Source organism: Azospirillum lipoferum 4B, assembly GCF_000283655.1.
GTDB classification, from domain to species: Bacteria; Pseudomonadota; Alphaproteobacteria; order Azospirillales; family Azospirillaceae; genus Azospirillum; species Azospirillum lipoferum_C.
On sequence record NC_016622.1, the window covers coordinates 1,344,389 to 1,371,119 of the forward strand.

At 67.7% G+C, this 26,731-nt stretch carries 28 protein-coding genes; 16 read left to right on the forward strand and 12 right to left on the reverse strand.

Features of this window, described 5'->3' with window-relative positions:
• Positions 1 to 10: 10 nt before the first annotated feature.
• Entirely contained in the window at positions 11 to 208 is a 198-nt protein-coding gene (locus AZOLI_RS06185; RefSeq protein ID WP_014247741.1) for a DUF1192 family protein, read from the reverse strand.
• 141 nt (positions 209 to 349) lie between these two features.
• Here AZOLI_RS06185 and AZOLI_RS06190 point away from each other — a divergent pair, with 141 nt between their 5' ends.
• From AZOLI_RS06190 to AZOLI_RS06210, 5 genes are all read left to right on the forward strand, one after another.
• Positions 350 to 1,366 (forward strand): NAD(P)H-quinone oxidoreductase, encoded by a 1,017-nt coding sequence (locus AZOLI_RS06190; protein WP_014247742.1) that lies wholly within the window; start codon positions 350 to 352, stop codon positions 1,364 to 1,366.
• A 334-nt stretch (positions 1,367 to 1,700) separates the two neighbouring features.
• Positions 1,701 to 2,315, forward strand: coding sequence for a DUF1013 domain-containing protein (locus tag AZOLI_RS06195; protein WP_014247743.1), 615 nt, complete (start codon positions 1,701 to 1,703; stop codon positions 2,313 to 2,315).
• 43 nt (positions 2,316 to 2,358) lie between these two features.
• Complete coding sequence (locus AZOLI_RS06200; RefSeq protein ID WP_014247744.1) at positions 2,359 to 2,952, forward strand: UbiX family flavin prenyltransferase; 594 nt, start codon at positions 2,359 to 2,361, stop codon at positions 2,950 to 2,952.
• 124 nt (positions 2,953 to 3,076) lie between these two features.
• The gene (locus AZOLI_RS06205; RefSeq protein ID WP_014247745.1) at positions 3,077 to 3,757 is read left to right on the forward strand and encodes a carbonic anhydrase; all 681 of its coding nucleotides are present in this window, start codon (positions 3,077 to 3,079) and stop codon (positions 3,755 to 3,757) included.
• 116 nt (positions 3,758 to 3,873) lie between these two features.
• On the forward strand, positions 3,874 to 4,140 hold the full coding sequence (locus AZOLI_RS06210) for a hypothetical protein (protein ID WP_014247746.1): 267 nt from the start codon (positions 3,874 to 3,876) through the stop codon (positions 4,138 to 4,140).
• Here AZOLI_RS06210 and AZOLI_RS06215 read toward each other — a convergent pair.
• Positions 4,116 to 5,909, reverse strand: a complete 1,794-nt coding sequence (locus tag AZOLI_RS06215) for a tetratricopeptide repeat protein (protein WP_014247747.1) — start codon at positions 5,907 to 5,909, stop codon at positions 4,116 to 4,118. The genes AZOLI_RS06210 and AZOLI_RS06215 overlap by 25 nt on opposite strands.
• 182 nt (positions 5,910 to 6,091) lie before the next feature.
• Between AZOLI_RS06215 and AZOLI_RS06220 the strand changes: the two genes are divergently transcribed.
• The gene (locus AZOLI_RS06220; protein WP_014247748.1) at positions 6,092 to 6,517 is read left to right on the forward strand and encodes a hypothetical protein; all 426 of its coding nucleotides are present in this window, start codon (positions 6,092 to 6,094) and stop codon (positions 6,515 to 6,517) included.
• A 17-nt stretch (positions 6,518 to 6,534) separates the two neighbouring features.
• Here AZOLI_RS06220 and AZOLI_RS06225 read toward each other — a convergent pair whose 3' ends face one another.
• A complete protein-coding gene (locus tag AZOLI_RS06225) occupies positions 6,535 to 6,978 on the reverse strand; it encodes a TIGR02444 family protein (RefSeq protein WP_244442538.1) in 444 nt (147 codons plus the stop codon).
• Positions 6,979 to 6,986: 8 nt separating this feature from the next.
• The gene (locus tag AZOLI_RS06230) at positions 6,987 to 8,081 is read right to left on the reverse strand and encodes an ATP-dependent 6-phosphofructokinase (RefSeq protein ID WP_014247750.1); all 1,095 of its coding nucleotides are present in this window, start codon (positions 8,079 to 8,081) and stop codon (positions 6,987 to 6,989) included.
• A 268-nt stretch (positions 8,082 to 8,349) separates the two neighbouring features.
• Here AZOLI_RS06230 and AZOLI_RS06235 point away from each other — a divergent pair, with 268 nt between their 5' ends.
• Positions 8,350 to 8,550, forward strand: a complete 201-nt coding sequence (locus AZOLI_RS06235) for a YdcH family protein (protein WP_012974357.1) — start codon at positions 8,350 to 8,352, stop codon at positions 8,548 to 8,550.
• 232 nt (positions 8,551 to 8,782) lie between these two features.
• Here the strand turns inward: AZOLI_RS06235 and AZOLI_RS06240 are convergent, their stop codons facing one another.
• Positions 8,783 to 9,235: a group III truncated hemoglobin gene (locus AZOLI_RS06240; protein WP_014247752.1), complete on the reverse strand. Its 453-nt coding sequence runs from the start codon at positions 9,233 to 9,235 to the stop codon at positions 8,783 to 8,785.
• 213 nt (positions 9,236 to 9,448) lie between these two features.
• Between AZOLI_RS06240 and purE the strand changes: the two genes are divergently transcribed.
• The 4 genes from purE to AZOLI_RS06260 all read left to right on the forward strand — a co-directional run bounded on the left by purE (position 9,449) and on the right by AZOLI_RS06260 (position 13,551).
• The gene (gene purE, locus AZOLI_RS06245) at positions 9,449 to 10,000 is read left to right on the forward strand and encodes a 5-(carboxyamino)imidazole ribonucleotide mutase (RefSeq protein WP_014247753.1); all 552 of its coding nucleotides are present in this window, start codon (positions 9,449 to 9,451) and stop codon (positions 9,998 to 10,000) included.
• Between the two features lie 21 nt (positions 10,001 to 10,021).
• Positions 10,022 to 11,146, forward strand: coding sequence for a 5-(carboxyamino)imidazole ribonucleotide synthase (locus tag AZOLI_RS06250; RefSeq protein ID WP_014247754.1), 1,125 nt, complete (start codon positions 10,022 to 10,024; stop codon positions 11,144 to 11,146).
• 339 nt (positions 11,147 to 11,485) lie between these two features.
• A complete protein-coding gene (locus AZOLI_RS06255) occupies positions 11,486 to 13,228 on the forward strand; it encodes an EAL domain-containing protein (RefSeq protein ID WP_085938456.1) in 1,743 nt (580 codons plus the stop codon).
• A gap of 8 nt (positions 13,229 to 13,236) precedes the next feature.
• Entirely contained in the window at positions 13,237 to 13,551 is a 315-nt protein-coding gene (locus AZOLI_RS06260; RefSeq protein ID WP_162488001.1) for a sensor histidine kinase, read from the forward strand.
• 16 nt (positions 13,552 to 13,567) lie between these two features.
• On the opposite strand, the gene AZOLI_RS06265 is transcribed toward AZOLI_RS06260, so the two are convergent.
• The 4 genes from AZOLI_RS06265 to fumC all read right to left on the reverse strand — a co-directional run bounded on the left by AZOLI_RS06265 (position 13,568) and on the right by fumC (position 16,444).
• Entirely contained in the window at positions 13,568 to 13,789 is a 222-nt protein-coding gene (locus AZOLI_RS06265) for a hypothetical protein (protein WP_044549797.1), read from the reverse strand.
• Positions 13,790 to 13,929: 140 nt separating this feature from the next.
• Positions 13,930 to 14,652, reverse strand: coding sequence for a DUF599 domain-containing protein (locus tag AZOLI_RS06270; protein ID WP_014247756.1), 723 nt, complete (start codon positions 14,650 to 14,652; stop codon positions 13,930 to 13,932).
• Between the two features lie 97 nt (positions 14,653 to 14,749).
• A complete protein-coding gene (locus AZOLI_RS06275; RefSeq protein WP_014247757.1) occupies positions 14,750 to 14,965 on the reverse strand; it encodes a ribbon-helix-helix domain-containing protein in 216 nt (71 codons plus the stop codon).
• An 87-nt stretch (positions 14,966 to 15,052) separates the two neighbouring features.
• Positions 15,053 to 16,444 (reverse strand): class II fumarate hydratase, encoded by a 1,392-nt coding sequence (gene fumC, locus AZOLI_RS06280; RefSeq protein ID WP_014247758.1) that lies wholly within the window; start codon positions 16,442 to 16,444, stop codon positions 15,053 to 15,055.
• A 259-nt stretch (positions 16,445 to 16,703) separates the two neighbouring features.
• On the opposite strand from fumC, the gene AZOLI_RS06285 reads away from it, so the two are divergent.
• Together AZOLI_RS06285 and AZOLI_RS06290 are read left to right on the forward strand one after the other, a co-directional pair.
• On the forward strand, positions 16,704 to 16,952 hold the full coding sequence (locus AZOLI_RS06285; protein WP_014247759.1) for a hypothetical protein: 249 nt from the start codon (positions 16,704 to 16,706) through the stop codon (positions 16,950 to 16,952).
• A gap of 391 nt (positions 16,953 to 17,343) precedes the next feature.
• Positions 17,344 to 17,559 carry a hypothetical protein gene (locus tag AZOLI_RS06290; RefSeq protein ID WP_014247760.1) on the forward strand — a complete coding sequence of 72 codons (216 nt, stop codon included), beginning with the start codon at positions 17,344 to 17,346 and terminating at the stop codon, positions 17,557 to 17,559.
• A gap of 37 nt (positions 17,560 to 17,596) precedes the next feature.
• On the opposite strand, the gene AZOLI_RS06295 is transcribed toward AZOLI_RS06290, so the two are convergent.
• Positions 17,597 to 18,091 (reverse strand): GNAT family N-acetyltransferase, encoded by a 495-nt coding sequence (locus AZOLI_RS06295; RefSeq protein ID WP_014247761.1) that lies wholly within the window; start codon positions 18,089 to 18,091, stop codon positions 17,597 to 17,599.
• A gap of 107 nt (positions 18,092 to 18,198) precedes the next feature.
• Positions 18,199 to 19,266 (reverse strand): glycosyltransferase family protein, encoded by a 1,068-nt coding sequence (locus AZOLI_RS06300; RefSeq protein ID WP_014247762.1) that lies wholly within the window; start codon positions 19,264 to 19,266, stop codon positions 18,199 to 18,201.
• Between the two features lie 341 nt (positions 19,267 to 19,607).
• On the opposite strand from AZOLI_RS06300, the gene AZOLI_RS06305 reads away from it, so the two are divergent.
• Complete coding sequence (locus tag AZOLI_RS06305; protein ID WP_014247763.1) at positions 19,608 to 20,891, forward strand: lytic murein transglycosylase; 1,284 nt, start codon at positions 19,608 to 19,610, stop codon at positions 20,889 to 20,891.
• 26 nt (positions 20,892 to 20,917) lie between these two features.
• Here AZOLI_RS06305 and AZOLI_RS06310 read toward each other — a convergent pair whose 3' ends face one another.
• Positions 20,918 to 21,478, reverse strand: coding sequence for a hypothetical protein (locus tag AZOLI_RS06310; RefSeq protein WP_244442539.1), 561 nt, complete (start codon positions 21,476 to 21,478; stop codon positions 20,918 to 20,920).
• A 368-nt stretch (positions 21,479 to 21,846) separates the two neighbouring features.
• Here AZOLI_RS06310 and AZOLI_RS06315 point away from each other — a divergent pair, with 368 nt between their 5' ends.
• Both AZOLI_RS06315 and AZOLI_RS06320 read left to right on the forward strand, forming a co-directional pair.
• Positions 21,847 to 22,860, forward strand: coding sequence for a response regulator (locus tag AZOLI_RS06315; RefSeq protein WP_014247765.1), 1,014 nt, complete (start codon positions 21,847 to 21,849; stop codon positions 22,858 to 22,860).
• 259 nt (positions 22,861 to 23,119) lie between these two features.
• On the forward strand, positions 23,120 to 26,650 hold the full coding sequence (locus AZOLI_RS06320) for an indolepyruvate ferredoxin oxidoreductase family protein (RefSeq protein ID WP_044549799.1): 3,531 nt from the start codon (positions 23,120 to 23,122) through the stop codon (positions 26,648 to 26,650).
• Positions 26,651 to 26,731: the final 81 nt, after the last annotated feature.

Here is a 26,731-nt window from a genome sequence, read left to right on the forward strand (position 1 = left end):
GGCTTTTTCGTCAGCCCTTTTTGAAGAACGCCTCTGCCGCCGATTTCTGCGCCTGCTTCGCCGCAATGGCGGCGCGGGCGCGCTCGACCTCCGCCTGCAGCGTGGCGATGTAGGCTTCGAGCTCCGCCACGCCCATCACGGTCAGGTCCTTCGGCGCGGGCTTGGCCTTGCGCGGCTCCAGATCCTCGAAACGGTCGTCGATGGCCATGGCTTGGTTCCCTTCCCTGCCGCGTGTTCCGCCTTCGCCTTGTCAGGCCGGTCGGGCAAATCTACCTTTCGAGCCGGACAATTCCAATGCACCGGTGCCGGCAAATGCCTGCCCGACCACGGAAATGAAGGAAAGAACGCCATGGGCCTCGCCTTGCCCGACAGCATGCGCTGCGTCGAGATCACCCAGCCCGGAGAGCCGGAAGTGCTGCGCCCCACCCGCCGCCCCGCCCCCGTGCCCGGCCCCGGCGAGATCCTGGTGGAGGTCGCCGCCGCGGGCGTGAACCGTCCCGACACGCTGCAGCGCCAAGGCCGCTACGACCCGCCGCCGGGGGCGTCCGACCTGCCGGGGCTGGAGCTGTCCGGCACGGTCATCGCCATCGGCGAGGGTGTGGAGAGCTGGGCCAGCGGCGATCGCGTCTGCGCGTTGGTGGCCGGCGGCGGCTATGCCGAATATTGCGCGGTGCCGGCGGTGCAGGCGCTGCCGGTGCCCGGACCGCTGTCGATGGTCGAGGCGGCGGCGGTGCCGGAGACCTTTTTCACCGTCTGGACCAATGTGTTCGAGCGCGGCGCCCTGAAGCGCGGCGAGACCTTGCTGATCCATGGCGGGTCCAGCGGCATCGGCACCACGGCGATCCAGCTGGCGAAGGCCTTCGGCGCCACGGTCTTCACCACCGCCGGCAGCGACGACAAGTGCCGCGCCTGCGAGCAGCTCGGCGCCGACCGGGCGATCAACTACAAGACCGAGGATTTCGCCGCGGTGATCCGCGAGGCGACCGGCGGGCGCGGCGTCGACGTGGTGCTGGACATGGTCGGCGGCGACTATATCGCCCGCGACATCGACATCATGGCGGTCGACGGCCGCCACGTCTCCATCGCCTTCCTGCAGGGGGCCAAGGTGTCGCTGAACATGGCGCCGGTGATGACGAAGCGGCTGACTCTGACCGGGTCGACTCTGCGCGCCCGCCCGGTGCCCGAGAAGGGCCGCATCGCCGCCGCCCTGCGCGAGCATGTCTGGCCGCTGCTGGAGTCCGGCAGCATCAAGCCGCTGATCCACTGCGCCTTCCCGCTGGAAGAGGCGGCCGAGGCCCATCGCCTGATGGAAAGCAGCGCCCATATCGGCAAGATCGTGCTGACGGTCGGGCCGGACGCGGCCTGAGGGCCGGCCGGAGCAGCAGGCCGCATCAGCCAGCCGGGGCGGTCCGCAAGGCGAAACCGGACGGCATTTTGCGCTTTCTTCGTCAACGCGGCGCCGTCGGGCTTGCCTTGGGCAGCCAAGACGGGTTAGCAGAGGCGAGCGGGCGGCCGGGATTTCCCGGTGCGCCTGCGCAAGCATGCTTACGCGGACCGGTATTCGCCCTATATCGTGGTGACGAGAATGGGGCAAACGCCCCGGGGTCGCGGAACCGCTCTCGCGCCGCATAACGAGTTCGAACGACCGGCCGCACCACCCGCCAGCGGGTGCGGCCGGTGAAGAGTTGTCAGGAGGGATGATGGCACTGCCCTTGATGCCGAAAGCGACGGCCGTTTGGCTGGTCGAGAACACGTCCTTGTCCTTCGAGCAGATCGCCGCCTTCTGCGGCATGCATTCGCTGGAAGTCCAGGCCATCGCCGACGGCGAGGTCGCGGTCGGCATGGTGGGGCTCGACCCCATCGCCAACGGCCAGCTGACCAAGCAGGAGATCGAGCGCTGCGAGAAGAACCAGGATCTGCGCCTGAAGCTGCTGGTCGCCGACCTGCCGCAGGTCGCCTCCCGGTCCAAGGGTCCGCGCTATACCCCGATCACCAAGCGCGGCGACAAGCCCGACGCCATCGCCTGGCTGCTGAAGCATCATCCGGAGCTGTCGGACGCCCAGGTCTGCCGCCTGATCGGCACCACCAAGCCGACCATCGCCGCGGTGCGCGACCGCACCCACTGGAACGTCGCCAACATCAAGCCGCGCAGCCCGGTGATGCTGGGCCTCTGCTCGCAGCGTGAGCTGGAAGAGTCGCTGGCGCTGGCCATCCGCCGCGGCGGCGTGCCCCGCGCGCCGGAGGATGCCGCCGAGGACTTCTACGGCGACAGCCGCGACGAAGACCGCTATTCCGAACAGGAAGACGCCCACTGATGCCATCCCTCTCCCCCGCGCGGGAGAGGCATGAAAGTCTGCGATGACCGACCGCAACACACCTCCGCCCCGACTCGTCGTCGGCATCAGCGGCGCGTCGGGGGTGATCTACGGTATCCGCATGCTGCAGACGCTGCGGCGGATCGGCGTCGAATCGCATCTGGTCGTCAGCAGGTCCGCCGAGGTGACGCTGGCGCATGAAACCGCCATGAAGGTGGCGGAGCTGCGGGCGCTGGCCGACGTCAGCTATTCCGCGGCCGACATCGGGGCGGCGATCTCCAGCGGCAGTTTCCGCACGCTGGGCATGGTGGTCGCCCCCTGTTCGGTCCGCACGATGAGCGAGATCGCCAGCGGCGTCACCTCCACCCTGCTGACCCGCGCCGCCGACGTCGCCTTGAAGGAGCGGCGGCGGCTGGTTCTGATGGTGCGGGAGACACCGCTGCATCTGGGCCATCTGCGCACCATGACCGCGCTGGCGGAGATGGGGGCGGTGATCGCGCCGCCGGTGCCCGCCTTCTATGCCCGACCGGAGAGCATCGACGATCTGGTCGACCATTCGGTGGGACGGGTGCTGGACCTGTTCGGGCTGGACGCCGGCAATCTGCGCCGGTGGGGTGAACGTCCGGCGGAGGGCTGACCCGCGCTGCGGTGCCGCAACAGGCGGCTTGGACCGCGGGCGCAATGCCGTTATACCGCTGACGATGCGAAATGATGCGGAGCCGGCGCCGCCGCCGGCCGACAGTAACGGGGACAAGCGGACCATGCCCTTCAGCAGTCAACCGAGCGAGCCCATCCGCCAGCTTCTGGCCGGCATCAGAGCGTTCCGCGCCCGCTACTACGAACGCCGGCCCGACAGCATGCGCCAGCTGGTGACGGAAGGGCAGCATCCGGAAGTTCTGCTGATCGGCTGTTCCGACAGCCGCGTCGATCCCGCCCTGCTGACCATGGCGGAACCCGGCGAACTGTTCGTCGTCCGCAACGTCGCCAACCTCGTCCCGCCCTATCAGCCGGACGGCAGCTATCACGGCACCTCGGCCGCCGTCGAATATGCCGTGCGGTCGCTGCAGGTGTCGGAGATCATCGTGTTGGGCCACGCCCAGTGCGGCGGCATCCGGGGCCTGATCCGGCTGCGCGCCGGGCAAAAGTCGGAAGACGACTTCGTCTCCCCCTGGGTGTCCATCGCCGCCTCCGCGCTCGACCCCTATGTCGGGCCGGAAGGCTCCGAGCAGGCCAGGGCCGACGCCGAACGGCTGCAGCAAACCCCGGCGATCATCGAACGGGCGGCCGTCCGCGCCTCCGTCGAGAACCTGATGACCTTCCCCTTCGTGCGCGAGCGGGTGGAGGCCGGGACGCTGAACATCCATGGTTGGTGGTTCGACCTGGAGTCGGGAGAGATGTGGGCGATCAACCCCGCCACCCGCCTGTTCCAGCCGGTCGAGTAAGAAGACCGCACGAAACGCCTTACCCAAGCGCGAACACGGGAATTTCCGGGCGCCCTGCCCTGTTGAGAGCGAAGGAAAGAAGATTTTCTTCACTCCGACGAGAGGTAGGGAACGCCATGAAGGCTGCATTTCCACTTGCGATCCTGGTCGCCGCCCCCCTTGCGCTGGCCGCCTGCAACCAGACCGGAAACAGCGGCAGCAGCAGCGGTGGGCTGTTCGGCGGCAGCGGTGGCGGCCTGTTCGGGTCGGGCAACTCCGACTCGTCCTATGCGCGCAACGGCCGCTGCGACGACCCGCGCTACAACACCTCCAACGGCGGGCAGGCAGAGGCCGGGACCGACGATTACGACTGCTCGCGCTACGGCGACGGCTTGAAGCGCTGAACCAGCGCCGCCAGTTCGGCGGCCATACGCCCGGCGACCGAACGCCAGTCGCCGGGCGCCGGCTGCCGGAACAGGCGGGCGGTCGGATACCATGGGCTGTCGTCGCGGCCGGCCATCCAGCGCCAGTCCGCCGAGAAGGGCAGCGCCACCCAAAGCGGCAGGCCGAGCGCGCCGGCCAGATGCGCCGGTCCGGTGCAGGACGACACCACCAAATCCAGATTCGCCATGATCGCCGCCGTATCGGCGAAATCGGCGATCTCCGGTGCCAGATCCGTGAAATTGCCGGGCATCGCTGCCTCGGCCAGATCGGCATGCCCTGGCCCCATCTGCATCCCGTAGAAGCGACAGCCCGGCACGTCGAGGAGCCCGCGCAAGCCGGCCAGCCGGGGAGAGCGCTGGTCGTCGCCGGGAAATCGCGGGTTGCCCGCCCAGACGAGGCCGACCCGAAGCCCTTTTGCTGCCGCAAGGCGCTCGCGCCAGAGTGCGACGCGCGCCGGATCGGCCCGCAGATAGGGAACGGTCGCCGGCACGTCGTCCACCACCGTGGCGAAGGCGCGCGGCAGGCTCATCAGCGGGCATTCCAGGTCGAAGGGAGGCAGCGGATCGCCCCGCGCGATCACCTGCGCCGGCCCGGCCATCCCGGCCATCCCGGCCATCCCGGCCATCAGGGGCAGGAGGGATGGCTGAACCTCCAGAACCACCCGGCCGCCGCGGGCCGCCACCAGCGGGACATAGCGCAGGAACTGCAACGTGTCGCCCAGCCCTTGTTCGGCATAGAGCAGGATGGTCCGGCCCTCCAACGCCTCCCCCTGCCATGTCGGTTGGGAGAAGCGACGCCAGGGCGGCTCGGCCCGGCTGTCATGGCGGCGCCAGTCGAACTCCGGCCAGCCGCCGGCGTAGTCGCCGGCCATCAGCCGGGCGAATCCGAGGTTCCAATGCAGCCCGGCATCCTGCGGCCGCTCGGCTAGCGCGCGCTCGAAATCGGCGGCGGCCTCATCCGGCCGGGCCATGGCGATCAGCGCGGTTCCGCGGGCCGCCCACAACGAAGGACCGGGCCGCTGCCGCGCGGCATCGGCGAAAGCGTCCAGCGATTCGGGAAAGCGGCCGAGCTTCGCCAGCACCGCGCCCAACACCTCCCATGCCTCGCCGAAGTTGCGGTCGGCCATGAGCGATTCGCGGGCTGCCGCTTCTGCATCGGTCCAGCGGCGTTGCGCGGCGAGAGCGGCGGCCAAGGTCGCGTGGGCGACGGCTGACCGGCCGTTCAGGCGCAATGACCGGCGGGCACAGCATTCGGCCGCTTGCGAATCGCCCTGGGACAGGAGGACCGCCGCCCGGTTCACCAGGGCGGCGGCATGGTCCGGTGCCAGAACCAACGCCTGTCCGGCAGCCGCCAGCGCCGCATCGTGCCGTCCCAGCCTGCGCAGGGCCGCGGACCGGCTGGCATGGGCATCGGCCAACTCCGGCATCAGGCGCAGCGCATGGCCATAGAGCCGCACCGCTGGCTCCACCGCACCGGCCGACTGCTCGGCCCCGGCAAGATTGGACCAGCCGCCGGCCGAGTCGGGGCGCAATGCCACTGCAAGACGAAGCCGCCGCACCGCCGACTCCACTTGTCCCGTCTGTGCGGCCAGGACGCCGAGCAGCTGCATGGCGTCGGCATATTCCGGGTCGGCGCCCAGGATGCGGCGATAGATGTCCTCCGCCTCCGCCACCCGACCCGCCTGATGGTGGTCGAGTGCGATCAGCAGGGCCTGCGACAAAGTAACCATCGGAACTCTTGTGTGTTGGCGGGAGCCGGCTGTGTTTCGGATCATGCGCCGCCGCCGCGGTGCCAGTCCAGTCGGGCACCGTCGCAAGCCGTCGCAAACGGTCACAGAATCGGGATTTCCCCTGGATTGTCATGAGACTGACACATCGTTATTGTCCGCGCCGCTTTACCAAGGAGCGGATCATGATCTCGCGCCCAGACCGGGCCTTTTCCATTCACGGCACCTGCCGGACGCGCGTTCTTGCCGCTGCGGCGCTCGTGCTGTCCCTGGGTTTCGGAATCCCGCCCGCACAGGCCAAGGAGGGCGCCAAGCCGAACGGCTGCCCCTGGGCACAGGACATCACGCTGGAAATCAACGGCAAGACCCTGACCCTGACGCAGGAGGCCTTCTCCGCCTCGACGTCCGAGCCTATCGAGATCGATCAGTTCAAGGTCTTCCCGCTGATCGACCAGCTGAAGCTGCGCATCATCGGCCCCAAGGGCCGCGAGTGGGAGGCGGCGCTGACCCATCTGGTCAGCGGCAAGCGCTGCAGCGCCTTCTATGCCGGCAAACCCGCTCTGGTATCCGACACGGTGCGCGACCCGAACGAGCTGATTCTGAACCGCTAGAACACCGGGACAGCCGCTCAGCGGCCGTCCAGCACCCCCGTCAGTTCGTCCAGCGCCGGATCGCCGCCCGGCACCAGCAGGGCCATGTTCCGGGCGGCCAGTTCAGCGCTTCCACCCGGTCGCGGCGTGAATCCGGCGGCGGCGAACAGCCGGTCCTGCTGGACCCGTTCGGCCTCAAGCTCCGCGGCCTTCATGCGGCGGTAGAATGCGTCGTCCTCATCCTTTGCCCGGCGGCGAAGGGCGCGCAGGGGGTAAACGACCTCCTCCCGCCAGCCGGAAACCGCCGAATCGATGCGGGCAAGCTCGGCCTCGGACAGGCGGACGCCGCACTCCAGCCCCGCCCAGGCGGCGAACAGCAGCACATTGACGTCCACCCCGCGGCGGTCCTGCAACGACAGGCAAAGGGCCGGAACCCCCGACCGCCCATAGACGGCCAGGGAGAAGTCCCAGAACGGGTTCACCGTCCCGCTCAATCGCCGAAGCTGATGTTCAGGCCGCGGGCGGTCTTGACCAGCGCCCCGTCCAGCTCGACGCAGGAGTAATGCTCGATCGCCTCGGTGATCGGCACGTCGATGACGCCGCGATTCGACCAGGCGACCATGCGGTTGAACTTGCCCTCCGCGATCAGGTCGACGGCGTGGACGCCGAAGGCCGACGCGATCAGCCGGTCGCGCGGGCTGGGCATGCTGCCGCGCTGGACATGGCCCAGAACGGTGACGCGGGTCTCCGCCCCGGTGGCGTCGGCGATCTTCTCGCCGATATAGTCGCCGATGCCGCCATAGCGCTTCTCGCCGCCCTGCAGCACCTTCTTGACGCCGGTGCCCTCCAGCGTCTTCACCGCCTCCGACACCACGACGAGGGCGAAGTTGCGGCCGGTGTTGCGGACATCCTGGATCTTGGCCGCGATGCTCTCGATGGAATAGGGGATTTCCGGGATCAGGATCACGTCGGCCCCGCCGGCGATGCCGGCCGCCAGCGCGATGTGGCCGGCGTCGCGGCCCATCACCTCCAGCACCATGACGCGGTGGTGGCTGGCGGCGGTGGGCTGCAGGCGGTCGAGCGCCTCCACCGCCACGGCGACGGCGGTGTCGTAGCCGACGGACACCTCGGTCTTGCCCAGGTCGTTGTCGATGGTCTTGGGCACGCCCACCATCGGGAAGCCGCCCTTCTGCGCCAGCTTGTGCAGGATGGCGAAGCTGCCGTCGCCGCCGATGCCGATCAGGGCGTCCAGGCCGAGTTCGCGGTAGCCGCCGATGATCTCGTCCGACCGGTCCTTCAGCGTGCCGTCGGGCATCGGATAGGCGAAGGGGTCGCCGCGGTTGGTCGTGCCCAGGATGGTGCCGCCCTGGCGCATCATGTGGCCGTCGACGGAGCCGAGGTCGAGCGTCTGGTACTGCACCGGGCGCTGCAGCAGGCCCTGGGTGCCTTCCTTGATTCCCAGCACCTGCCAGCCATAGCCGGTGGCGCGGTGGACCACCGCGCGGATGACGGCGTTCAGCCCGGCGCAGTCGCCGCCGCTGGTCAGGATGCCGATGCGCTTGCCGGCTTTCGTTGGGGCAGTCATTTTGGGTTTCCCGTCCCGTTCGCCTGTTTGTTGAAATCGGACACCATGTTACCGGAACAGGCATTTCCCGCAATCGTTGCCCGCATCCGCAAAGGTGGAATGCCGCCGCCGCAGGATCGCGGCGCTCCTCATGTCCAAGGGATGAAACCGGCGGTTTGACGGTGCCGTCCCGCCGCAAATCTGGTATAGTGAGGCCCGCCCAGCCAAAGGGCCACCCGCAAGAGCACCCCCGAACCATCCGGGGCAACGGCCACTTCCAACGGGCGCGATGAACGAGCAAGAGATTTTGAAGGAAAAGCTGGCGAGCTTGCGCAGCGAGCACCGCGACCTGGACGACGTCATCGCCCGGCTTGCCGAACGTGCGCCCTATGACCAGCTGCAGATGCAGCGGCTGAAGAAGCGCAAGCTGATGCTGAAGGACCAGATCATGGTCCTGGAAAGCCGACTCCTGCCGGATATCATCGCGTAGGCCGACGGCAGCGCTTTCATGCGCCGTCATCCCCGCGAAGGCGCTACGGGACGCACAGATCTCGGGGCGCTATTAAGTTCCTGGAACCAAAAGAACTTTGCGTCACCCCCGCGAAGGCGGGGAACCAGGAGACTCCGCATATCAGCGGCGGATGTGGCTGGATTCCCGCCTTCGCGGGAATGACGGTCGATGTGGGAACAAGCTGTCTTCGGCCGAGGGTATGGGGCTTCCCTCACCCCTTCTTCGGCACCGTGAAGAACTGGATGCCCATCTGGAAGCTGCGGGCGATGTTCTCCGCCTTGCCGATCAGGAAGGCCGCGCCGTCGGGCGGGAAGAGTTCGTGGGCGGTCTCGCGGAACAGGCCCAGCCAGCGTTCGAAATGCTGCGGCTCCAGCCCCAGCGAGATATGGACCGGCATCGGGCGCCCGTCGTAACGCTGGGTCAGCAGGGCGATGGACGACCAGAAATCCATCATCTTGCGCAGATGCGGCTCCCAATCGGCGATGGCCCGGCCGAAGATGGGGCCAAGCACGTCATCCTTCATGATCTTGCCGTAGAAGGTCCGCACGAGCCTTTCGATCGACGCCTCGTCGATGCCGACGGTGGCCATCCGCTCCTCCGCCATGGCGGTGCGGATGTCGCGGCGCTCGTTGCGCTGGTCGTCGCTGGGAACGGTGTCGGTCATGCGATGGGTCCGGTCCGGAATTGCCTAGGGTCTATCCTGTTCATATGGGACGGCACCATAGGTGGAACCATGGTCCGCCGGAAGGGCCGGGATGTCGCAGCGGACGCGACGGATTCGCAATGCGGCGGGCCGCGGGCCGGCGCCGCCTCTGGACAGCGGCCCGACTCCACCTATAATGCGCCGCTTTCCGGACCTTGAGGAAAGCGCCACGCCGTGTCCGCCGAACACTCCCCGAACAGCGCCGTTCCGGCCAACGACATCGCGGCCGAAGGCGTTCAGCCGCAGGTCGGCATCATCATGGGCAGCCAGTCGGACTGGACCACCATGAAGCACGCCGCCGACACCCTCGCCGCGCTGGGCATCCCGCACGAGGTCCGCATCGTTTCCGCCCACCGCACGCCCCATCGGCTGGTGGAGTACGCCACCACCGCCAAGGCGCGCGGGCTGAAGGTGGTGATCGCCGGGGCCGGCGGGGCCGCCCATCTGCCGGGCATGGCCGCGTCGATGACGCCGCTGCCGGTCTTCGGCGTTCCGGTCGAAAGCCACGCGCTGAAGGGCATGGACAGCCTGCTGTCCATCGTCCAGATGCCGGGCGGCGTACCGGTCGGCACTCTGGCCATCGGCAAGGCCGGCGCGATCAATGCCGCCCTGCTGGCCGGCTCTGTCATCGCGCTGATGGACCCGGCGGTGGCCGAGGCACTGGATGGCTGGCGCGCCCGCCAGACCGCGGCGGTGGCCGAAGCGCCCGTCGACGACCCGACCTGACAGCGAGAAGGCCCTACCGCCATGACCGGCACTGCAAAGGGCGCCGCCCTGCCCCGTCTCGCCCCCGGTTCCACCATCGGCATGCTGGGTGCCGGGCAGCTCGGCCGGATGACGGCCCTGGCCGCCGCCCGGCTCGGCTACAAGACCCATGTCTATGCCCCCGACGCGGCGGACAGCCCGGCGGCGCAGGTCAGTGCCGCGGCGACCGTCGCCGATTGGAACGACCTGGACGCGCTGGAACGCTTCGCCCGTTCCGTCGACGTGGTGACGCTGGAGTGGGAGAATGTCCCCGTGGCGACGGCGGAGCATCTGCGCCGCTTCACCAACCTGCATCCCGGCCCGAATGTGCTGTCGGTGGCACAGGACCGCATCGCCGAAAAGAGCTTCGTCAACCGGCTCGGCATCGCGACGGCGCCCTGGCGCGCCGCGAACGGTGCCGACGAGGTCGCCCGCGCGGTGGCGGAGATCGGGCCGCGCTGCGTCCTGAAATCCACCCGCCTCGGCTATGACGGCAAGGGGCAGGCGCGGCTGGAGGCCGGCGGCGACCCGGCGGCGGCCTGGAGCGCCATCGGCGGCGGCAAGCCCGGCGTCGAGGGCATCGTCGAGGGCTTCGTCACCTTCGCCTGCGAGGTGTCGGTGATCGTCGCCCGCGGTGCCGATGGCGCGATGGTCGCCTATCCGGCGGTGGAGAACCGGCACAAGGACGGCATCCTCGACGTCACCATCGCCCCCGCCTCTTCGGACAAGGTGTCGGCGGCGACGGCGGCGGAAGCGGATCGCATCGCGCGGCGCATCGCCGAAGCGCTGGATCTCGTCGGCGTCCTGGCGGTGGAGATGTTCGTCACCGCGGACGGCGCCGTCCTGGTCAACGAGATGGCGCCGCGCCCGCACAATTCCGGACACTGGACCATGGACGCCTGCGCCACCTGCCAGTTCGAGCAGCTGGTGCGCGCGGTCTGCGGCCTGCCGCTGGGGTCGGTCGACCGGGTGGCCGCTGCCGAGATGACCAACCTGATCGGCGACGACGTGCTGCGCTGGCCGGAGCTGCTGGCGGAACCCGGCGCCCGCCTGCACCTGTACGGCAAGGCGGAAGCCCGGCCCGGCCGCAAGATGGGCCATGTCAACCGGCTGTTCCCGCGCCGCTAAGTCCCGTCTCCACCGGATCGAACCGAAGGCCCCGCGACCCCATGGTCGTCGGGGCCTTTTTGCGGGTCCGCTGCCCGTTATCGACCTCGTCTATTCATTGCGCGGCCGAAATGATCGCCCTGTGTTCGCGCAGGAGATAACTCCGATCCTGCAAGGACGGGAAGCGGCCGACCCGGCAGGTTCGGGTTCAGGGCGGAGACGTCACAAAAGGTCGCGTTTTCCTTGTGCCGAAGGTCATCGGCCACCGTCGGGCTTTTAACCGATGTCAACATTGGTTACTCTACGTCACTTTCCTATCGAAACTATCTAAACTTTGACGCAATTTGTAGCCGGACGACGATGCCCCTGGCGCAGGACAATGCAGGACGCACCACCCCCGTGATCGGCCCGGTCATGAACCCGGCGGCCGGTCCGCTCGGACCGCGCCGGCCGCAGTCCAGCCGCGACCGGGACCGTTTCGTCGGCTTCGCCTTCGCCGCCGCCGATCTGCTGATCGAGACCGACGCACAGGGCAACGTCCTGTTTTCCGCCGGCGCCCGCTGCCGCCTGACCAAGGGCGAGGTCGGCGGGCTGGTGGGCACCAACCTGATGGAGGTGGTGGCCCCCGGCGACCGCAAATATGTCCATGTCCTGTTCGAACGCATCCGGGAGAAGGCGCGGATCAAGCCGTCGCGCGTTCTGTTCCAGGCCTTCGACGGGCAGCAGTTCCCGGCGCTCCTGGGCGGTTGCCGTCTCGATTCCTGTCCGGGGTCGCTGTTCCTGACCATTCTGCTGACCGTGCCGCCGCGAACCGGCTCCGCCGGATCTGCAGTCCAGGGTGAACTGCTCGACCAGACCGGTTTCGCCAACATCCTCGAGGAGCGGCTCCTCGCAGCGCGCGAGAAGGGGGTGGACCAGGGACTGACCTTGCTGCTGGTCGAAGGACTGCAGGCGATGGTCGACGCCATGCCGGAGGGGGCGGCGGCCGAGGTGCGCGACGGCATCGACGCCTATCTGCGCGGCATCTCCGCCGACGGGGACAGCGCGGGCCAGTTGGGCGGCGACCGCTACGGCATCGTCCATGCCGCGGACATCGACGGGCAAGAGGTGCAGGGGCACATCGCGCAGATCATTGAGGCTGCGGGCGGCGCCCTGCCCGGCGGCATCCGGTCCTGGACCCTTGACATGGCCGACGACCGGCTGGACCCCGCCGACGCCGCCCGCGCCCTGGTCTATACCGTGCAGGCCTTCGCCTCCGCCCAGGGCGGCGAATTCACCATCTCCAGCCTGGAGGACGGCGCCAACCGCCTGATGGCGGGCGCGGTGGAGCGGATCGGACAGTTGCGCGCCACCATCGACAACCGCGATTTCATCGTCGTCTACCAGCCCATCGTCGACATCGCCACCGGCGCCGTCCATCACCTGGAGGCGCTGACCCGCGTCGAAGGATCGAATTCGCCGGCTGACTTCATCACCTTCGCCGAGGATGTCGGGCTGATCTATGATTTCGACCTGCTGCTGACCCAGACGGTGCTCGACACGCTGAAGGAGTTCCGCAAGGAGCCGAAACTGCCGGACGTGGCGATCAACCTGTCGGCCAAGACGCTGATGAGTCCGATCTTCCTCAAGCAGTTCCAGTCTGTCGTCGCCCCCTATGGCGATCTGGCCGCAAAACTGCTGATCGAGGTGACGGAAACCGTGGTCGTCACCGACATCGCCAAGCTGAACGAGGTGTTGCAGAAGCTGCGCGGGGTCGGGTTCCGCATCTGCCTGGACGATGTCGGGGCGGGGTCCACCAGCTTCCAGTCGCTCTACGGCATCCAGGCCGATTATGCCAAGATCGACGGCAAGTTCGTCCGCGGCGCGGTCAACAGCCCTCGCGACATGGCGATGCTGCGTTCGATGGTGGATGTCTGCCGCCAGCTGGGGTTGGAACTGATCGGCGAGCAGGTGGAGGAACCGGTGCATTCGGACCTGCTGACCAACCTCGGCGTATCGCTCGCCCAAGGGTTTCTGTTCAGCCGGCCGTCGCGCGATTTCTCTTACTTCGCCAAGGACTGGTCCAAGGTGCGCAGCGGCGGAAAGATCCTGCTGAAGGGGTGATCCATCCCATGGTTGTGCCGACCGGCACCGCGCTGCCGCTGGCCCTGCCGGCGAACGAGCTGGTGGCCAACGCCTTGAAGCACGCCTTCCCCGGAACCACCACCGGCCGGGTGGCAGTCCGCTTCGCGCCGACCGAAGAGGGCTGGCTTCTTCAGGTCGCCGACGACGGCATCGGGTTGCCCGATGGATTCGAGCGGGCGTCGCGGCGGTCGTTGGGGATGCGGCTGGTGAAGACGCTGGCGGGACAGCTGGGCGCCGTGCTGGAAATTGAACACACGGCCGGCACCGTCTTCACCCTGCGCGCGGCAATGCCGCCGGCATAGAGGCGGCGGCGCGGTCTCACGCCGGCAGCGGCACGCGGAAACAGGGGCTGGAGTCCAGTGCGTCCATTTCCGCGATGCTGTGGACCTGTTCGAGACGGCGGCGGGCGGCGTCAAGAAGTTCCCGGTTGCGGGCGAGCATATCGTTGCCGGCATAGCCATCGCGCAGCCGCATGCGGCGCAGCAGATCCTCCGCCTGATCCAGCGTTTCCATGATGCTCATTGCGGTATTGGCGTCCATCGTCGCCCTCATTTCCCTCTTCACCGCCCCGGCATTCGCGGTGCGGTCCGTCACATGGCGGTAACACTAACCACCGTAACTCGCCGTGAGGTAGAGGATATTTGGTCGCATGGCGACAAAACAGGGTGGCTTTTTATTTGTTATTTTCGATTGATTGAATCGTTTCTCTTCAGCCAATCGGTTTGAATGCGGATCACCTTCTCCGTGGCGGAAAATGCCTGACGGCGGGTAAGAACCAGAATGACTCCGCTGCTGGCCGCGATCAGGGGAATCGGCCCGACGATCCAGGCGAGCGCCGCCAGCGCGAAATAATAGGAGCGCATGCCGCCGTTCAGCGCGGTGATGGCAAGGGTCAGCGCCTCGCCGATGGTCTCGGCAATGGCCTTGCGGTCCTCGGGGGGAACCGGCGGCATCGGCGCCGAGCCGATCAGGGCGCAGCAGTAATTGTACTGGCGCAGCGCCCAGGTGAACTTGAAGAAGCCGAAGGTGAAGATCACCACCATCAGCAGCATCTTGATCTCGAACAGCTGGTGCGAGGTCTGGACGGTGAAGGACAGGTTCGACACCAGCTGCTGCGCCCGCTCCGCCGCACCGAAGGAGCCGATCAGGCCGGCCAGCACCAGCATGTTGGTGGAGGCGAAGAAGGTGCAGCTGTGCATGGTGTGGCCGACCAGCTGCGAATCCATGATGCGGTTCTCGCGTTCCAGCATCCGTTCGATCCAGTAGCGGCGCACGACCTTCAGATGCTGGTTCACCACGTTGCGGCCGGACAGCAGGTGATCCTGGATGACGGTGAAGCCAACCCAGGAGCCGACGAACCAGGCGAGGGCGATGATGTCGAGGGTGGAGGCATCGGGCGGCATAATGGCGGCATCGCGTCAGGTGGCGGAAAGCCCGCACCGTGTACGCCCGCCGCGCGCGGGTGTCCATGGGAGGATGCCGGGACTCACGCCGTCCGCATCACCCCTCCCCCGGCCCCCGGCCCTGCACCGCCTTCAGCACATGGACGCGGATGGCGCTGGACAGGTTGCCGGTGCGGGTCTGGTCGATTTCCTCGATCAGGGCATTCACCGACAGGCCGCGCGCCAGCGCCACCGACTTAAGGGCGTCCCAGAACTCTTCTTCAAGGGAAACGCTGGTGGGATGGCCGGCAATCAGGACCGAACGCTTCTTCATGGTCACGCACGCATCGGTTTGCAGGATGGGGGTGGTCAGAGGAAGGCCGGAACGGCCGGGACGGACACCCCCACCCTAACCCCAAGCTTAGCCGGGACCAACCATCCGTTCGGGGCGAACCCATTGATCGAATTGTTCATCCGTCAGGAGTCCGAGTTCCCGCCCGGCCTCCTTTAGGCTTGTCCCTTCCTTGTGGGCCTTCTTGGCGATCTTCGCGGCGTTGTCATAGCCGATATGCGGGTTCAGCGCCGTCACCAGCATCAGGCTGTCGGACACCAGCCGGGCGATGCGATCGCGGTTGGCTTCGATGCCGACGACGCAATTGTCGGTAAAGCTCATCGCCGCGTCCGTCAGCAGGCGGATCGATTGCAGGACATTGTAGGCGATCACCGGCTTGAACACGTTCAGTTCGAAATGGCCGGTGGCGCCGGCCACGGTGACGGTGGTGTGGTTGCCCATCACCTGGGCGCAGACCATGGTCATCGCCTCCGACTGGGTCGGGTTGACCTTGCCGGGCATGATGGAGGAGCCGGGCTCGTTCTCCGGCAGCGACAGCTCGCCGATGCCCGACCGCGGGCCGGAGCCCAGAAGACGGATGTCGTTGGCGATCTTCATCAGCGACACCGACAGCGTGTTGAGATGGCCGTGGACGTCGACCAGTGAGTCATGGGTCGCCAGCGCCTCGAACTTGTTTTCCGCCGTGACGAAGGGAAGGCCGGTGAAGGCCGCCACCTCCTCGGCGAAGGCTTCGGCGAAGCCCGGCCTGGCGTTCAGCCCGGTGCCGACCGCCGTGCCGCCCTGGGCCAGCCGGTAGAGCTGCGGCAGCGATCCCTTCACCCGGCCGATGCCGTAGGACACCTGCGCCGCATAGCCGGAGAATTCCTGCCCGAGCGTCAGCGGCGTCGCGTCCTGCAGATGGGTGCGGCCGATCTTGACGATGTCTTGGAAAGCGTCGGCCTTGGCGTCCAGCGCGGTGCGCAGATGCTCCAGCGCCGGGATCAGGCTGCGGACGATCTCGTCGGCCGCCGCGATGTGCATGGCGGTGGGAAAGCTGTCGTTCGACGACTGTCCCATGTTGACGTGGTCGTTGGGGTGGATCGGCGTCTTCGACCCCATGGTGCCGCCGAGCTGCTCGATGGCACGGTTGGCGATCACCTCGTTGGCATTCATGTTGGTCTGGGTGCCGGAGCCGGTCTGCCAGACCACCAGCGGGAAGTGATCGGCCAGCCGGCCGTCGATCACCTCGTCCGCCGCGGCCATGATGGCGGCGCCGAGCTTCGGGTCGAGAACGCCCAGCTTCATGTTGGCCGCCGCGGCGGCGCGCTTCTGGATCCCCAGCGCGCGGACCAGGGGGACCGGCATGCGCTCCCCGCCGATGCGGAAATTTTGCAGGGAACGCTGGGTCTGCGCGCCCCAGTAACGGTCGGCCGGAACTTCGATGGGGCCGAAGCTGTCGGTTTCGGTGCGGACGCCACTCATGGCTGGACCTTTCCTGATCGCCGCTTTTGGTCACGGGTGGGACGGGTTGCAATCGCCTCCGCCCAGCCTGATCTTTGAGGCGAAGGGCCCGACGGCAAGGGACGCCGGGAGCATAGCAAGCATGAGCGTGAGCGACTCGGCGGAAATCCACGCAATTCCCCCAAATTTGTTCTTGTTGCGTTCGCTTTTCTTCCGTACGCTTTCCTGGTGAACCGAGCGGCCGCCGTAAAGCCGGCCATCAAAGCGAATGGGGGACGGAATGGATGATCTTGCACTGGATCATGTCCGCGCGTTCATTGCCCGGACGCGCGTTGCGGAAATGAAGAGCCGCGGCTGGCGCGTTCTCGGCCCGGGGGAGGAAGGCTCCTTCCTGATGGAGGGACCGATGCCCACCAGCCGCAAGGCGGTGCTCGACGCGCCGATCGGCGGCTTGTTCGACGACCTTGTCGCCCGCGCGCTGGAACGCGCCGACGCCCGCGACCGGCTGGATGCCCGCCGCGCCGCTTGAGGCCGCTGACGTCACCGGCGGTAGCAGCTCATCCGAAGGAAGAAGCTTCAACCATTCCAGGGGCTTGCGCCTGCCCAGTGGGTTGCAGAAAATACACCCTTTGGTGGTCTCTCCCACCAATTCCCCGGGCGCTCTGAGAAACCGGACATAGCGTTGCGTGTTGTTATGGAGCACGGCACGCGCCGGGACATCCGACAGGGAACGAAAACCGCAGGTTTTGGGTCGTCGCTTCGGGCCTTTGGAGTACCTCATCGGGGTGGTCGTAGACCATGACCAAAGATCTGAAGTACCCCCGATGATACGACCTGCGGTATAGCCCTGTTAGTAAGTCCTTAACCGGCCCGATGGCTTGATAAGTCCATCGGGAACGCTCAGGCCAAGGGAGATTTACATGATCGGCGCCGTCAACTCGAAGAAGATCAACGCGTCCTCTGCGGCTCACATCGCGCTTCTCGACCAGTTCATTCGGTTGACCCAAGACACCATCGTGGAACAGGACGATGCCTTCGTCCGCGACAGTCTTGTCGATCTTCTATCCAGCCTGCGCAACGAACGTGCCGACTATGCCGAGATCATCGGCGCGTCCGCGTTGAACCGCGCCGCCTGATCTCGGGCCACTCCGAACGCCCTCCTTATTCGGACGGTCAGGCCTCAGCGTCCCCTTCTGCCGCCAGCGCCGACAGCGCGTCGCCGGTCAGCCGGTAGGGAAGCCATTCCTTCATCTGGCGGAAGCCCACCCGGTCGTAGAATCCACGCGCCGGGTTCCAGTCCAGGACATTCAGATCGACACGACGGTAGCCGCGCTCAACCGCGCGTTGGGCCACCGCGGCCAACAGCTTGCGGCCGACGCCATAGCGCCGGGCATCCGGCGTGACGTAGAGGTCCTCGACATACAGGCCGGGCCGTCCTTCCCAGGTGGAGAAATTCCGGAAGGTCAGGGCGAAGCCGACCGGCGCGCCGTCCAGTTCGGCGATCAGCGCCTCGAACACCGGCTGTTCTCCCCAGCCGTCCCGGCGGAAATCCTCCTCCGTGGCCTTGACCGCGTCGGCCTCATGCTCGAACTCGGCAAGTTCACGGACGAAGCGCAGGATGGTGGCGCAATCGGCCTCGACGGCGGGGCGGATGGTGACGGTCGGCATCGGCGGCAGGTTCCCCGGCTGGAATAACGAATGGGAGCGGACCATAGCCCGCTCCCCGTCCATCCGCATCCCCATAGCTGCAGCTCCGTGGCCGCACCGGGCACCGTTCAGTCGTCGCCGCCGCCTTTCAGGTCCAGGATGCTGCGCAGTTCCTGCACTCGCCGTTCGGCGCTGTGTTCGGCCAGCACCCGCTTGCGCGCCCGCCGGCCCAGGTCGGTCAGGTGGTTGCGCGGCAGCATCATCGCCGTGGTGACGTCGTCGGTCTGGGCGGCGACCAGGATCTCCCGGCCGGGCTCGAAGAAACTGTCCAGCCCCTCCCAATGGTCGGCGACGATGGCGGCACCGCAGGCGGCGGCCAGGAACAACCGGTCGGACGGGCACCAGCCGATCCTGCGCTCGTCGTCGCGCGCCAGCGTCAACGCAAGGCTGGCCGATGCGAGAAGGTCGGGATGTTCGGCCGGGTCGAGATCCGGGAAGGTCAGGATGTTGGAGGCACCCGGCACCCCATCCGGCAGGCCGGTGCCGACCAGCACGAAGCGCCGCCGGGTCAGCCGCTGCGCCGGATCGATGAAGAAGTTGCCCAATCCCTCGCGGATGCCGTCGGGACCGGCGACGATGCAGCAAAGGTCGCCCAGATACTCCCGCTTGAAGTCTCCGGGTTTGTCGACCTCCGGCACGATCCAGGGGTAGAGCGGCGCCACCGCCTCCGCACCCGCCTTGGCGCGATAACGCTCCAGCGCCGGCCCGCCGCAGGAGGCAAGGACGACGTCGAAGCCGCCCAGCCCATCCGCCGGCAGATGATCCACCGTCTCCCCCGCCTCCAGCGCCGTCAGGCTGACCGGAGCCTCCGGATCGTAGAGCGCGCGGCGCGCGGCCTTCGAGTTGCGGGCGAGATCCGCCGCGGCACGGGCATCCGGCCCATGCGCGATGACCAGTGAGACGCCGGCGTCGTCGGCCTGTGCCGCCGCGCGAACCGCCACTGTGTCCCAGCCGGTGTAGGATATCACCTCGCCGCCGGGGATGGTCCAGGGCGTCGCGGCGCCGGGACCGGCGCGTTCGACCGCGACCACGCGATGGCCGCGGATCGCCAGCGCCTGGATCAGCGCTCGCCAGCGCACCATTTGGCCGCCGTCGTGGCGATACCCGTTGGTCAAGCCGAAGATCACGATTTTCATGGCGTCGGCACCTTTGGCGTTCCGTGGCAGAAGGCGGCCCCTTCATCGAAGTGGCAGCAAGTCAACGCGGCTGATCGGGGCGGGTTCCGGCATGTGCCCCGGCCACCGCTTCCCAACGCGAAAGCGGTCCCAAAGGACGAGGACCCGCCGGGCGAGGGTTGCGAATCTGTGGGTACGAAAGGAGATATGGACCGCGCCGCCCCCCGTGCAAGCGCACCGACGGGCCGGCAGCGATGCAAAGCACGGCATCGGCCCAGGTTACGGCGAATTGGCGGTTGAGCGGCGGGGCCGGGCGTCCTAGGGTCACGCTCCGCCTTTCCCTTCCGATCACGGTCGAGCGCATGCGACTTCCGTTCCGTCATCCCGCCCGCCTCCTTCTCGCCACCCTGCTGATGGCCGGCTGCCAGAGCACCGGCGCCACCGCCCCGGTGGCGGGCGGCCCGGCCGCAACCGGAGCCTCGGCGCCGTCCGGCGTCCAGGCGCAGGCCAGCGTCCAGCAGTCCGTCTCCTTCGCGGAATGGCTGGCGGCGCTGCGCGCCGAGGCGCTGTCGCAGGGCATCCGTCCGCAGACCTTCGACCGCGCCTTCCAGCGTGTGAAGCTGTCCGACCGCGTCGTGGAACTCGATTCGTCCCAGCCCGAGTTCACCCGTCAAGTGTGGCAGTATTTGGACAGCGCCGTGAATGAAAAGCGCGTCCAGGATGGCCGGCGGAGGCTGCAGGAACAGGCGGCGTTGCTTTCCCGCATCACCCGCCGCACCGGCGTTCCGGGCGAGATCCTGGTCGCCTTCTGGGGCGTGGAATCAGATTTCGGTAAGTCGACCGGCAACTTCTCGGTCATCGACGCGCTGACGACGCTGGCCTTCGAGGGCCGCCGCGCCAGCTATTTCCGGTCGGAGCTTCTGGCGGCGTTGCGCATCCTCGATTCCGGCGACATCGCGCCGGATCGGATGACCGGCTCCTGGGCCGGGGCCATGGGCCAGACCCAGTTCATGCCGACGGTCTTCCTGCGCAACGCGGTGGACGAGGACGGCGACGGCCACCGCGACATCTGGGGCAGCCTGCCGGACGTGCTGGCCTCCACCGCCAAGTTCGTTCTCGCCAACGGCTGGAAGCAGGGCGAGCCCTGGGGCCAGGAAGTGCGGCTTCCGGACGGCTTCCCCTATGACCAGGCGGAGTTGAGCATCACCAAGCCGCTGTCGGAATGGCGCCGGCTGGGCGTGGTGCCGCTGGACGGGACCGAGTTGGCGGGCGACGCTCCGGCGGCGATCCTGGTGCTGGCCGGGCATCGCGGTCCGGCCTTCCTGGTGCGCGACAATTTCCGCGCGATCATGCGCTACAACCCGTCGACCAGCTATTCGCTGGCCGTCGCCCTGCTGGCCGACCGCATGACCGGCAAGCCCGGCGTCCAGGGCGGCTGGCCGCGCGAGGAACAGGCGCTGAGCCGCGACGAGCGCATCGACCTGCAACAGCGGCTGGCAATGCTGGGCATGGAACCGGGCGCGGCGGACGGCATCGTGGGGGCGAACACGCGCAACGCAGTGCGCCGCTTCCAGGCGTCGATCGGCGAGATCCCGGACGGCTTCGCGACCAAGGCGCTGCTGGAGCGGTTGCGGCAGCGGTCTTGATGAGGGGGCGCTGGGCTGGTGGGGGGCTAACGCATCCGGGCGGACCCGCCCTCACCCACCATCCCACCCCGCACCAATCCCCACGCCGCCGGCAGCAGCATCGCCGCCACGCCGGCGCCTACCAGCGCGTCGGGTGCGCCGTCCAGCAAAAGCCAGCTCACCGCCAGCCCGGCCAGCCCGGCGCCCAGCGGCAGCACATCCTTGCGGGAGCATAGCCAGATCGCCCGCAAGGTCAGCGTGCCGCTCCGGCCGGCGAACAGCAGGGTCGCGGCCGTCACCGTCACGCCGATGGCAAACAGCAAGGCAAGGCTGGCGAGCGGTACGTCGGGCAACGACAGGCCGGCGATGCTGCGTCCGGCCACGACCACCAGGGCCACCGCGGCGATAGCCAGCGCCGCCCCCTGCACGGCCGACAGCCGTGCACGCCATTCCGGCGCATTGCCCATGCCCGCCAGCGCCACCCCATTGGAGGCCGCGTGATTCAGCACCAGCAGCCCCGCCGCCCAAAGGGAAACCGCCTGCGTCGCATCGGCGGCGGCAAGCAGCAGGGCGCCGAGCAGCCCGTTCACCACCATCGACATCCGCATGATGTGCTTCAGGTCGTCCGACCCGCCGGTCGGCCGGGGGGATCCGCCGCCGCCACAGGAACCGCCACAGCATCCGCCGTCCATCGTACCGCCCTTTCACAAACGACCAGGAAACCGGATCATAGGAGCGGCCCGGCGACCCGTCCATTCCCATCAGAGTATTCTCATATAAATACCGTCCGGCAGGATGCGACATCGAAAGGGGTGCCCGCACCGCGATACAACCCTTTCGAACAGCGGCAGGGATAACCCCGGCTGCCGAAGGGTACAGGCGACGTCTCATTGGTCGGTTACCCGTCCCCTTCCATGAAAACGGGTCCGGCGAGGCGGATATCGGGAAGACACAGCCGCATCATTGGAACCGCTCCATGACGAAGCGCCCCGCCTCTCCCATCAAGATCCTGGTTGTCGACGACAATCCGCTGCTCCAGCGGGCGTTGAAGGACATGCTGGGCCTTTGGGGAGTAGGACAGATCACTGCGGTCGCCAATGGCCAGGAAGCCAAGGATGCGCTGCGCCGCGAGGTCTTCGACCTGATGGTGACGGATTGGGTCATGGAACCGGTGGGCGGCGCCCAGCTGATCCAATGGGTGCGCCAGTCGGCGAACAGCATGCGCCCCGCCATGCCGATCATCGTGCTGACCGCGAATGCCGACCTCGCCACCGTGCGCGGCGCCTGGGATGCCGGGGCGGACTCCGTTCTGGCGAAGCCGGTGCCGGCCGCCACGCTGGCTCGCCGCATCGATGCGGTGCTGAACCGCCGCGAAACGGCGCCACGCAGCAGCAGCGGCGGCAACGGCGTTGCGGAAACACGCAATGACGGCCGCAGCGACGTCTCCGGCCCGTCCTCTCCCCGGCCCGCCGCTCTGCGACCGCCGTCGAGGGGAGCGGTGCAGCTGCCGCCGCCGGCTACATCGTCCCTTCCCCCCGCGGCAACGCCGCCGGACCCCGGCGCCGCAACACTGCGCAGCGACGATCCCAAGCGGGTTCGGCTGATGCTGGCGCTCGACAAGCTGGAGGCGGCAATCGACCGCCCCGACCCCATCGGCAGCCGGCTGCGCCACGCACTGTCCGACCTGCAGCTGGCCGCCGCCGGCGATTCCGCCGCGTCGTCGATCGTCGCGTCGCTGTCCACCTGCATCACCTGGGTGGAACCGGACGTGGAGGGCTATATCGACGCCATGCAGGCCCATGCCGCGGCGCTGCGCTGGCTGGTGGGCTCCGACGGCGGCACACAGGCGATGGCGGTGGCGCTGTGCCTGATCCGCACGCTGCGCGCCAGCGTCCGCACCCTGGCTGCCCGCGGCCAGACCGACTTCGGCAATTGGCCGGAGGGCGGCAGCCCGACGCCCCCGGGCAAATCCCCCCTGACCGGACGCTGAGTCCGCCCCCATATCGTTTGGTAACGGTCTGGGCGAAAAGGGGGCGGAGCAGGAAATTCCACAAGGCAGGGCTTTCCATACGCTCCGTTACGGAATACCGCCGGTTGCCGCGCCGTTCCTTGCTTTTTGCTGAACGGCCGGCGACAGGCGTTGCGATATAAGACAGCCTTCATTACCTTTTTGCCCAGCGAACAAATCGGCTACCCAGCACTCCGCCATGGAGTTTGCCAGGCTGCCGACCGATGGGAGGGAATGAAGAATGGCGGCCTCAACCGTATCGCTGGCAACTGTCTCACTCGAAGACAAGTACGCGCTCGAGCAGGGTCGCGTGTATCTCACCGGCACCCAGGCGCTGGTGCGTCTGCCGATGATTCAGCGCCAGCGCGACCTCGCCGCCGGGCTGAACACCGGCTGCTTCATCTCCGGCTATCGCGGCTCGCCGCTGGGCGCCTTCGACCAGAATCTGTGGAACGCCCGCAAGTTCCTGGAAAAGAACCACATCCAGTTCCAGCCCGGCGTGAACGAGGAGCTGGGCGCGACGGCCGTCTGGGGCAGCCAGCAGGTCGGCATGTTCAAGGGCGCCAAATATGACGGCGTCTTCGCCATGTGGTACGGCAAGGGTCCCGGCGTCGACCGCTCCGGCGACGTGTTCAAGCATGCCAACGCGGCGGGTACGTCTCGCCATGGCGGCGTGCTGGTGCTGACCGGCGACGACCACAACTGCAAATCCTCCACCTTCCCGCATCAGTCCGAACACGCCTACATGCACGCCATGATCCCGGTGCTGAACCCGTCGGGGGTGCAGGAGATCCTGGATTACGGCCTGATCGGCTGGCAGATGAGCCGCTATTCCGGCTGCTGGATCGCCATGAAGACGATTGCGGAGACGGTGGACACCTCGGCGTCGGTCTACATCGACCCGCACCGCGTCTCCCCCATCATCCCCACCAATTTCGAGCTGCCGCCGGGCGGCCTGAACATCCGTTGGCCCGACCCGCCGCTGGAGCAGGAATACCGGCTGATGAAGCACAAGCTGTACGCCGCCCTGGCGTTCGCGCGTGCCAACAAGCTGGACCGGGTGGTGATGGAAAGCCCGCGGCCGCGCTTCGGCATCGTCACCACCGGCAAGAGCTATCTCGACGTCCGTCAGGCCTTCGACGAGCTTGGCATCACCGAGGAAATGGCGGCCGACTGGGGCATCACCGTCTACAAGGTCGGCATGCCCTGGCCGCTGGAGCGCGACGGCGTCCGCCACTTCGCCGAGGGTCTGGAAGAGATCATCGTGGTGGAGGAGAAGCGCGCGGTCATCGAGAACCAGCTGAAGGAACAGCTCTACAACTGGAACCCCGACGTCCGCCCGAAGGTGGTCGGCAAGTTCGACGAGCAGGGCGAGTGGATCCTGCCGAGCGCCGGCGAGCTGACCCCGGCGCAGATCGCGGTGGTGATCGGCCGCCGTCTGCAGCGTTTCATCGACAACGAGAACCTCGTCCGCCGCATCGCCTTCCTGGATGCGCAGGAGAAGCAGAAGGCCCATGTGGCGCGTGTGGTGCGCAAGCCGACCTTCTGCTCCGGCTGCCCGCACAACACCTCCACCGTCGTGCCGGAGGGTAGCCGGGCGCTGGGCGGCATCGGCTGCCACTATATGGCGACGTGGCTGGACCGTTCGACCGACACCTTCACCCAGATGGGCGGCGAAGGCGTGCCGTGGGTCGGTCAGGCCGCCTTCACCGAGGAAAAGCACATCTTTGCCAATCTCGGCGACGGCACCTATTTCCATTCCGGCATCCTGGCGATCCGGCAGGCCATCGCCGCCAAGGTGAACATCACCTACAAGATCCTGTTCAACGACGCGGTCGCCATGACCGGCGGCCAACCCTTCGACGGCACGCTGACGGTGCAGTCCATCGCCAACGTCCTGCGGGCGGAAGGCGTCCAGCGCATCACCGTCGTTTCCGACGAACCGGAGAAGTACGGCATCAACAACGGCCTGCCGCAATACAGCAACGTCGAGCACCGCGACGACCTCGACCGCGTACAGAAGGAGATGCGCGAGGTCCCCGGCGTCAGCGTCCTGATCTACGACCAGACCTGCGCCACCGAAAAGCGCCGCCGCCGCAAGCGCGGCAAGATGGTGGACCCGGCCAAGCGCGTGGTCATCAACGAGCTGGTGTGCGAGGGCTGCGGCGACTGCTCCGCCAAGTCGTCCTGCGTGTCGGTGATCCCGCAGGAGACCGAGTTCGGCCGCAAGCGCCAGATCGACCAGTCCAGCTGCAACAAGGACTATTCCTGCACCAAGGGCTTCTGCCCCAGCTTCGTGACGGTGGAAGGCGGGCAACTGCGCAAGCCGAAGCCGGCGCAGGCGAAGTCGGCCACCCAATTGTCCGGGGCCACCGCCCTGCCCGCCCCCGCGCTCCCCACCATCGACAAGACCTGGAGCCTGTATGTAACCGGTGTCGGCGGCACCGGCGTCGTCACCATCGGTGCGCTGCTGGGCATGGCCGCCCATATCGAGGGCAAGGGCGTCGGTGTGCTCGACATGACCGGTCTCGCCCAGAAGGGCGGCGCGGTCACCAGCCACATCCGCATCGCCACCACGCCGGAGGACATCCACTCGGTCCGCATCGCCGCCGGCGGGGCCGACGCGGTGCTGGGCTGCGACCTGATCGTCGCGGCGGCGGGCGACGGCCTGTCGAAGATGACCGCCGGCCGCACCCGCGCCGTCATCAACACCCATGACAGCATCACCGCCGACTTCATCAAGAAGCCGGACATGGTGATCCCGGTGCGCGATCTGGTCAGCGACATCAGGACGGCTTGCGGCGGAGAGGCCAATGTCGATGCCTTCGATGCGACGAAGCTCGCCACCGCGCTGCTGGGCGACAGCATCTACGCCAACCCGTTCCTGATGGGCTATGCGTGGCAGAAGGGGCTGATCCCGCTGAGCGAGGAGTCGATCCTGAAGGCCATCGAGCTGAACGGCGTGTCGGTGAAGCTGAACCTCGATGCCTTCCAGTGGGGCCGCCGCGCCGCCGTCGATCTGGCCGCCGTGGAAGCCGCTGCAAAGCCGCAGGAGCCGGTGCAGGCCGCACCGTCTCTGCTGCTCGACCAGCGCCGTCCGTCGGGGAGCCTGGAGGAGGTGATCGAGCGCCGCCACCGCTTCCTGGTCGATTACCAGGACGCCGCCTATGCCGCCCGCTTCCACGCGCTGGTCGACTGGACCCGCCGGATCGAGCAGCAGAAGGTCCCCGGCTCCACCGTGCTGACCGAAGCGGTCGCCCGGTCCCACTTCAAGCTGATGGCGTACAAGGACGAGTATGAGGTGGCGCGGCTCTACACCGACAGCGGCTTCGTCGAGAATGTGCAGCGCATGTTCGAAGGCGACTGGAAGCTGACCTTCCACATGGCTCCGCCGGTGATGGGCGAGACCGAGGCGGACGGGGCTGAGCCGAAGAAGAAGACCTTCGGACCGTGGATGCTTCACGCCCTGCGCCTGCTGGCCAAGGGCAAGCGCCTGCGCGGCACCCGGTTCGACCCGTTCGGCCGCACCGCCGAGCGCCGCCAGGAACGCCAGCTGATCGCCGACTATGAGGCGGTGATGGGCGAGGTTCTGCACAGCCTGACCCGCGAGAAGCTGGATCTGGCGGTGGAGATCGCCAAGCTGCCGATGGAGATGCGCGGCTACGGCCCGGTGAAGGCCCGCAACGTGTCGGTGGCGAAGGCGAAGGAGGCCAAGCTGCTGGAGGCCTACCGCGCGCCGCTCGCTGCCCCGCAGCCGCTGGCGGCGGAGTGAGAAGGCTGCATCGGGTGCCCGGTGAGGTGAAATGACACGAAGGCGCCCTCCCCGCTCATGGTGGGGAGGGCGCCTTTCCGT

Coding starts and splice junctions, on each gene's coding strand:
- AZOLI_RS06210 (WP_014247746.1), top strand. CDS start 3,874: ATGAAGGCTGCATTTCCACTTGCGATCCTGGTCGCCGCCCCCCTTGCG.
- AZOLI_RS06295 (WP_014247761.1), bottom strand. CDS start 18,091: ATGCCGACCGTCACCATCCGCCCCGCCGTCGAGGCCGATTGCGCCACC.
- AZOLI_RS06260 (WP_162488001.1), top strand. CDS start 13,237: ATGGTTGTGCCGACCGGCACCGCGCTGCCGCTGGCCCTGCCGGCGAAC.
- AZOLI_RS06305 (WP_014247763.1), top strand. CDS start 19,608: ATGCGACTTCCGTTCCGTCATCCCGCCCGCCTCCTTCTCGCCACCCTG.
- AZOLI_RS06265 (WP_044549797.1), bottom strand. CDS start 13,789: ATGGACGCCAATACCGCAATGAGCATCATGGAAACGCTGGATCAGGCG.
- AZOLI_RS06255 (WP_085938456.1), top strand. CDS start 11,486: ATGCCCCTGGCGCAGGACAATGCAGGACGCACCACCCCCGTGATCGGC.
- AZOLI_RS06235 (WP_012974357.1), top strand. CDS start 8,350: ATGAACGAGCAAGAGATTTTGAAGGAAAAGCTGGCGAGCTTGCGCAGC.
- AZOLI_RS06320 (WP_044549799.1), top strand. CDS start 23,120: ATGGCGGCCTCAACCGTATCGCTGGCAACTGTCTCACTCGAAGACAAG.
- AZOLI_RS06270 (WP_014247756.1), bottom strand. CDS start 14,652: ATGCCGCCCGATGCCTCCACCCTCGACATCATCGCCCTCGCCTGGTTC.
- AZOLI_RS06215 (WP_014247747.1), bottom strand. CDS start 5,909: ATGGTTACTTTGTCGCAGGCCCTGCTGATCGCACTCGACCACCATCAG.
- AZOLI_RS06315 (WP_014247765.1), top strand. CDS start 21,847: ATGACGAAGCGCCCCGCCTCTCCCATCAAGATCCTGGTTGTCGACGAC.
- AZOLI_RS06230 (WP_014247750.1), bottom strand. CDS start 8,081: ATGACTGCCCCAACGAAAGCCGGCAAGCGCATCGGCATCCTGACCAGC.
- AZOLI_RS06195 (WP_014247743.1), top strand. CDS start 1,701: ATGGCACTGCCCTTGATGCCGAAAGCGACGGCCGTTTGGCTGGTCGAG.
- AZOLI_RS06220 (WP_014247748.1), top strand. CDS start 6,092: ATGATCTCGCGCCCAGACCGGGCCTTTTCCATTCACGGCACCTGCCGG.
- AZOLI_RS06190 (WP_014247742.1), top strand. CDS start 350: ATGGGCCTCGCCTTGCCCGACAGCATGCGCTGCGTCGAGATCACCCAG.
- AZOLI_RS06250 (WP_014247754.1), top strand. CDS start 10,022: ATGACCGGCACTGCAAAGGGCGCCGCCCTGCCCCGTCTCGCCCCCGGT.
- AZOLI_RS06300 (WP_014247762.1), bottom strand. CDS start 19,266: ATGAAAATCGTGATCTTCGGCTTGACCAACGGGTATCGCCACGACGGC.
- AZOLI_RS06285 (WP_014247759.1), top strand. CDS start 16,704: ATGGATGATCTTGCACTGGATCATGTCCGCGCGTTCATTGCCCGGACG.
- AZOLI_RS06310 (WP_244442539.1), bottom strand. CDS start 21,478: ATGCGGATGTCGATGGTGGTGAACGGGCTGCTCGGCGCCCTGCTGCTT.
- fumC (WP_014247758.1), bottom strand. CDS start 16,444: ATGAGTGGCGTCCGCACCGAAACCGACAGCTTCGGCCCCATCGAAGTT.
- AZOLI_RS06290 (WP_014247760.1), top strand. CDS start 17,344: ATGATCGGCGCCGTCAACTCGAAGAAGATCAACGCGTCCTCTGCGGCT.
- AZOLI_RS06205 (WP_014247745.1), top strand. CDS start 3,077: ATGCCCTTCAGCAGTCAACCGAGCGAGCCCATCCGCCAGCTTCTGGCC.
- AZOLI_RS06275 (WP_014247757.1), bottom strand. CDS start 14,965: ATGAAGAAGCGTTCGGTCCTGATTGCCGGCCATCCCACCAGCGTTTCC.
- AZOLI_RS06240 (WP_014247752.1), bottom strand. CDS start 9,235: ATGACCGACACCGTTCCCAGCGACGACCAGCGCAACGAGCGCCGCGAC.
- AZOLI_RS06185 (WP_014247741.1), bottom strand. CDS start 208: ATGGCCATCGACGACCGTTTCGAGGATCTGGAGCCGCGCAAGGCCAAG.
- AZOLI_RS06200 (WP_014247744.1), top strand. CDS start 2,359: ATGACCGACCGCAACACACCTCCGCCCCGACTCGTCGTCGGCATCAGC.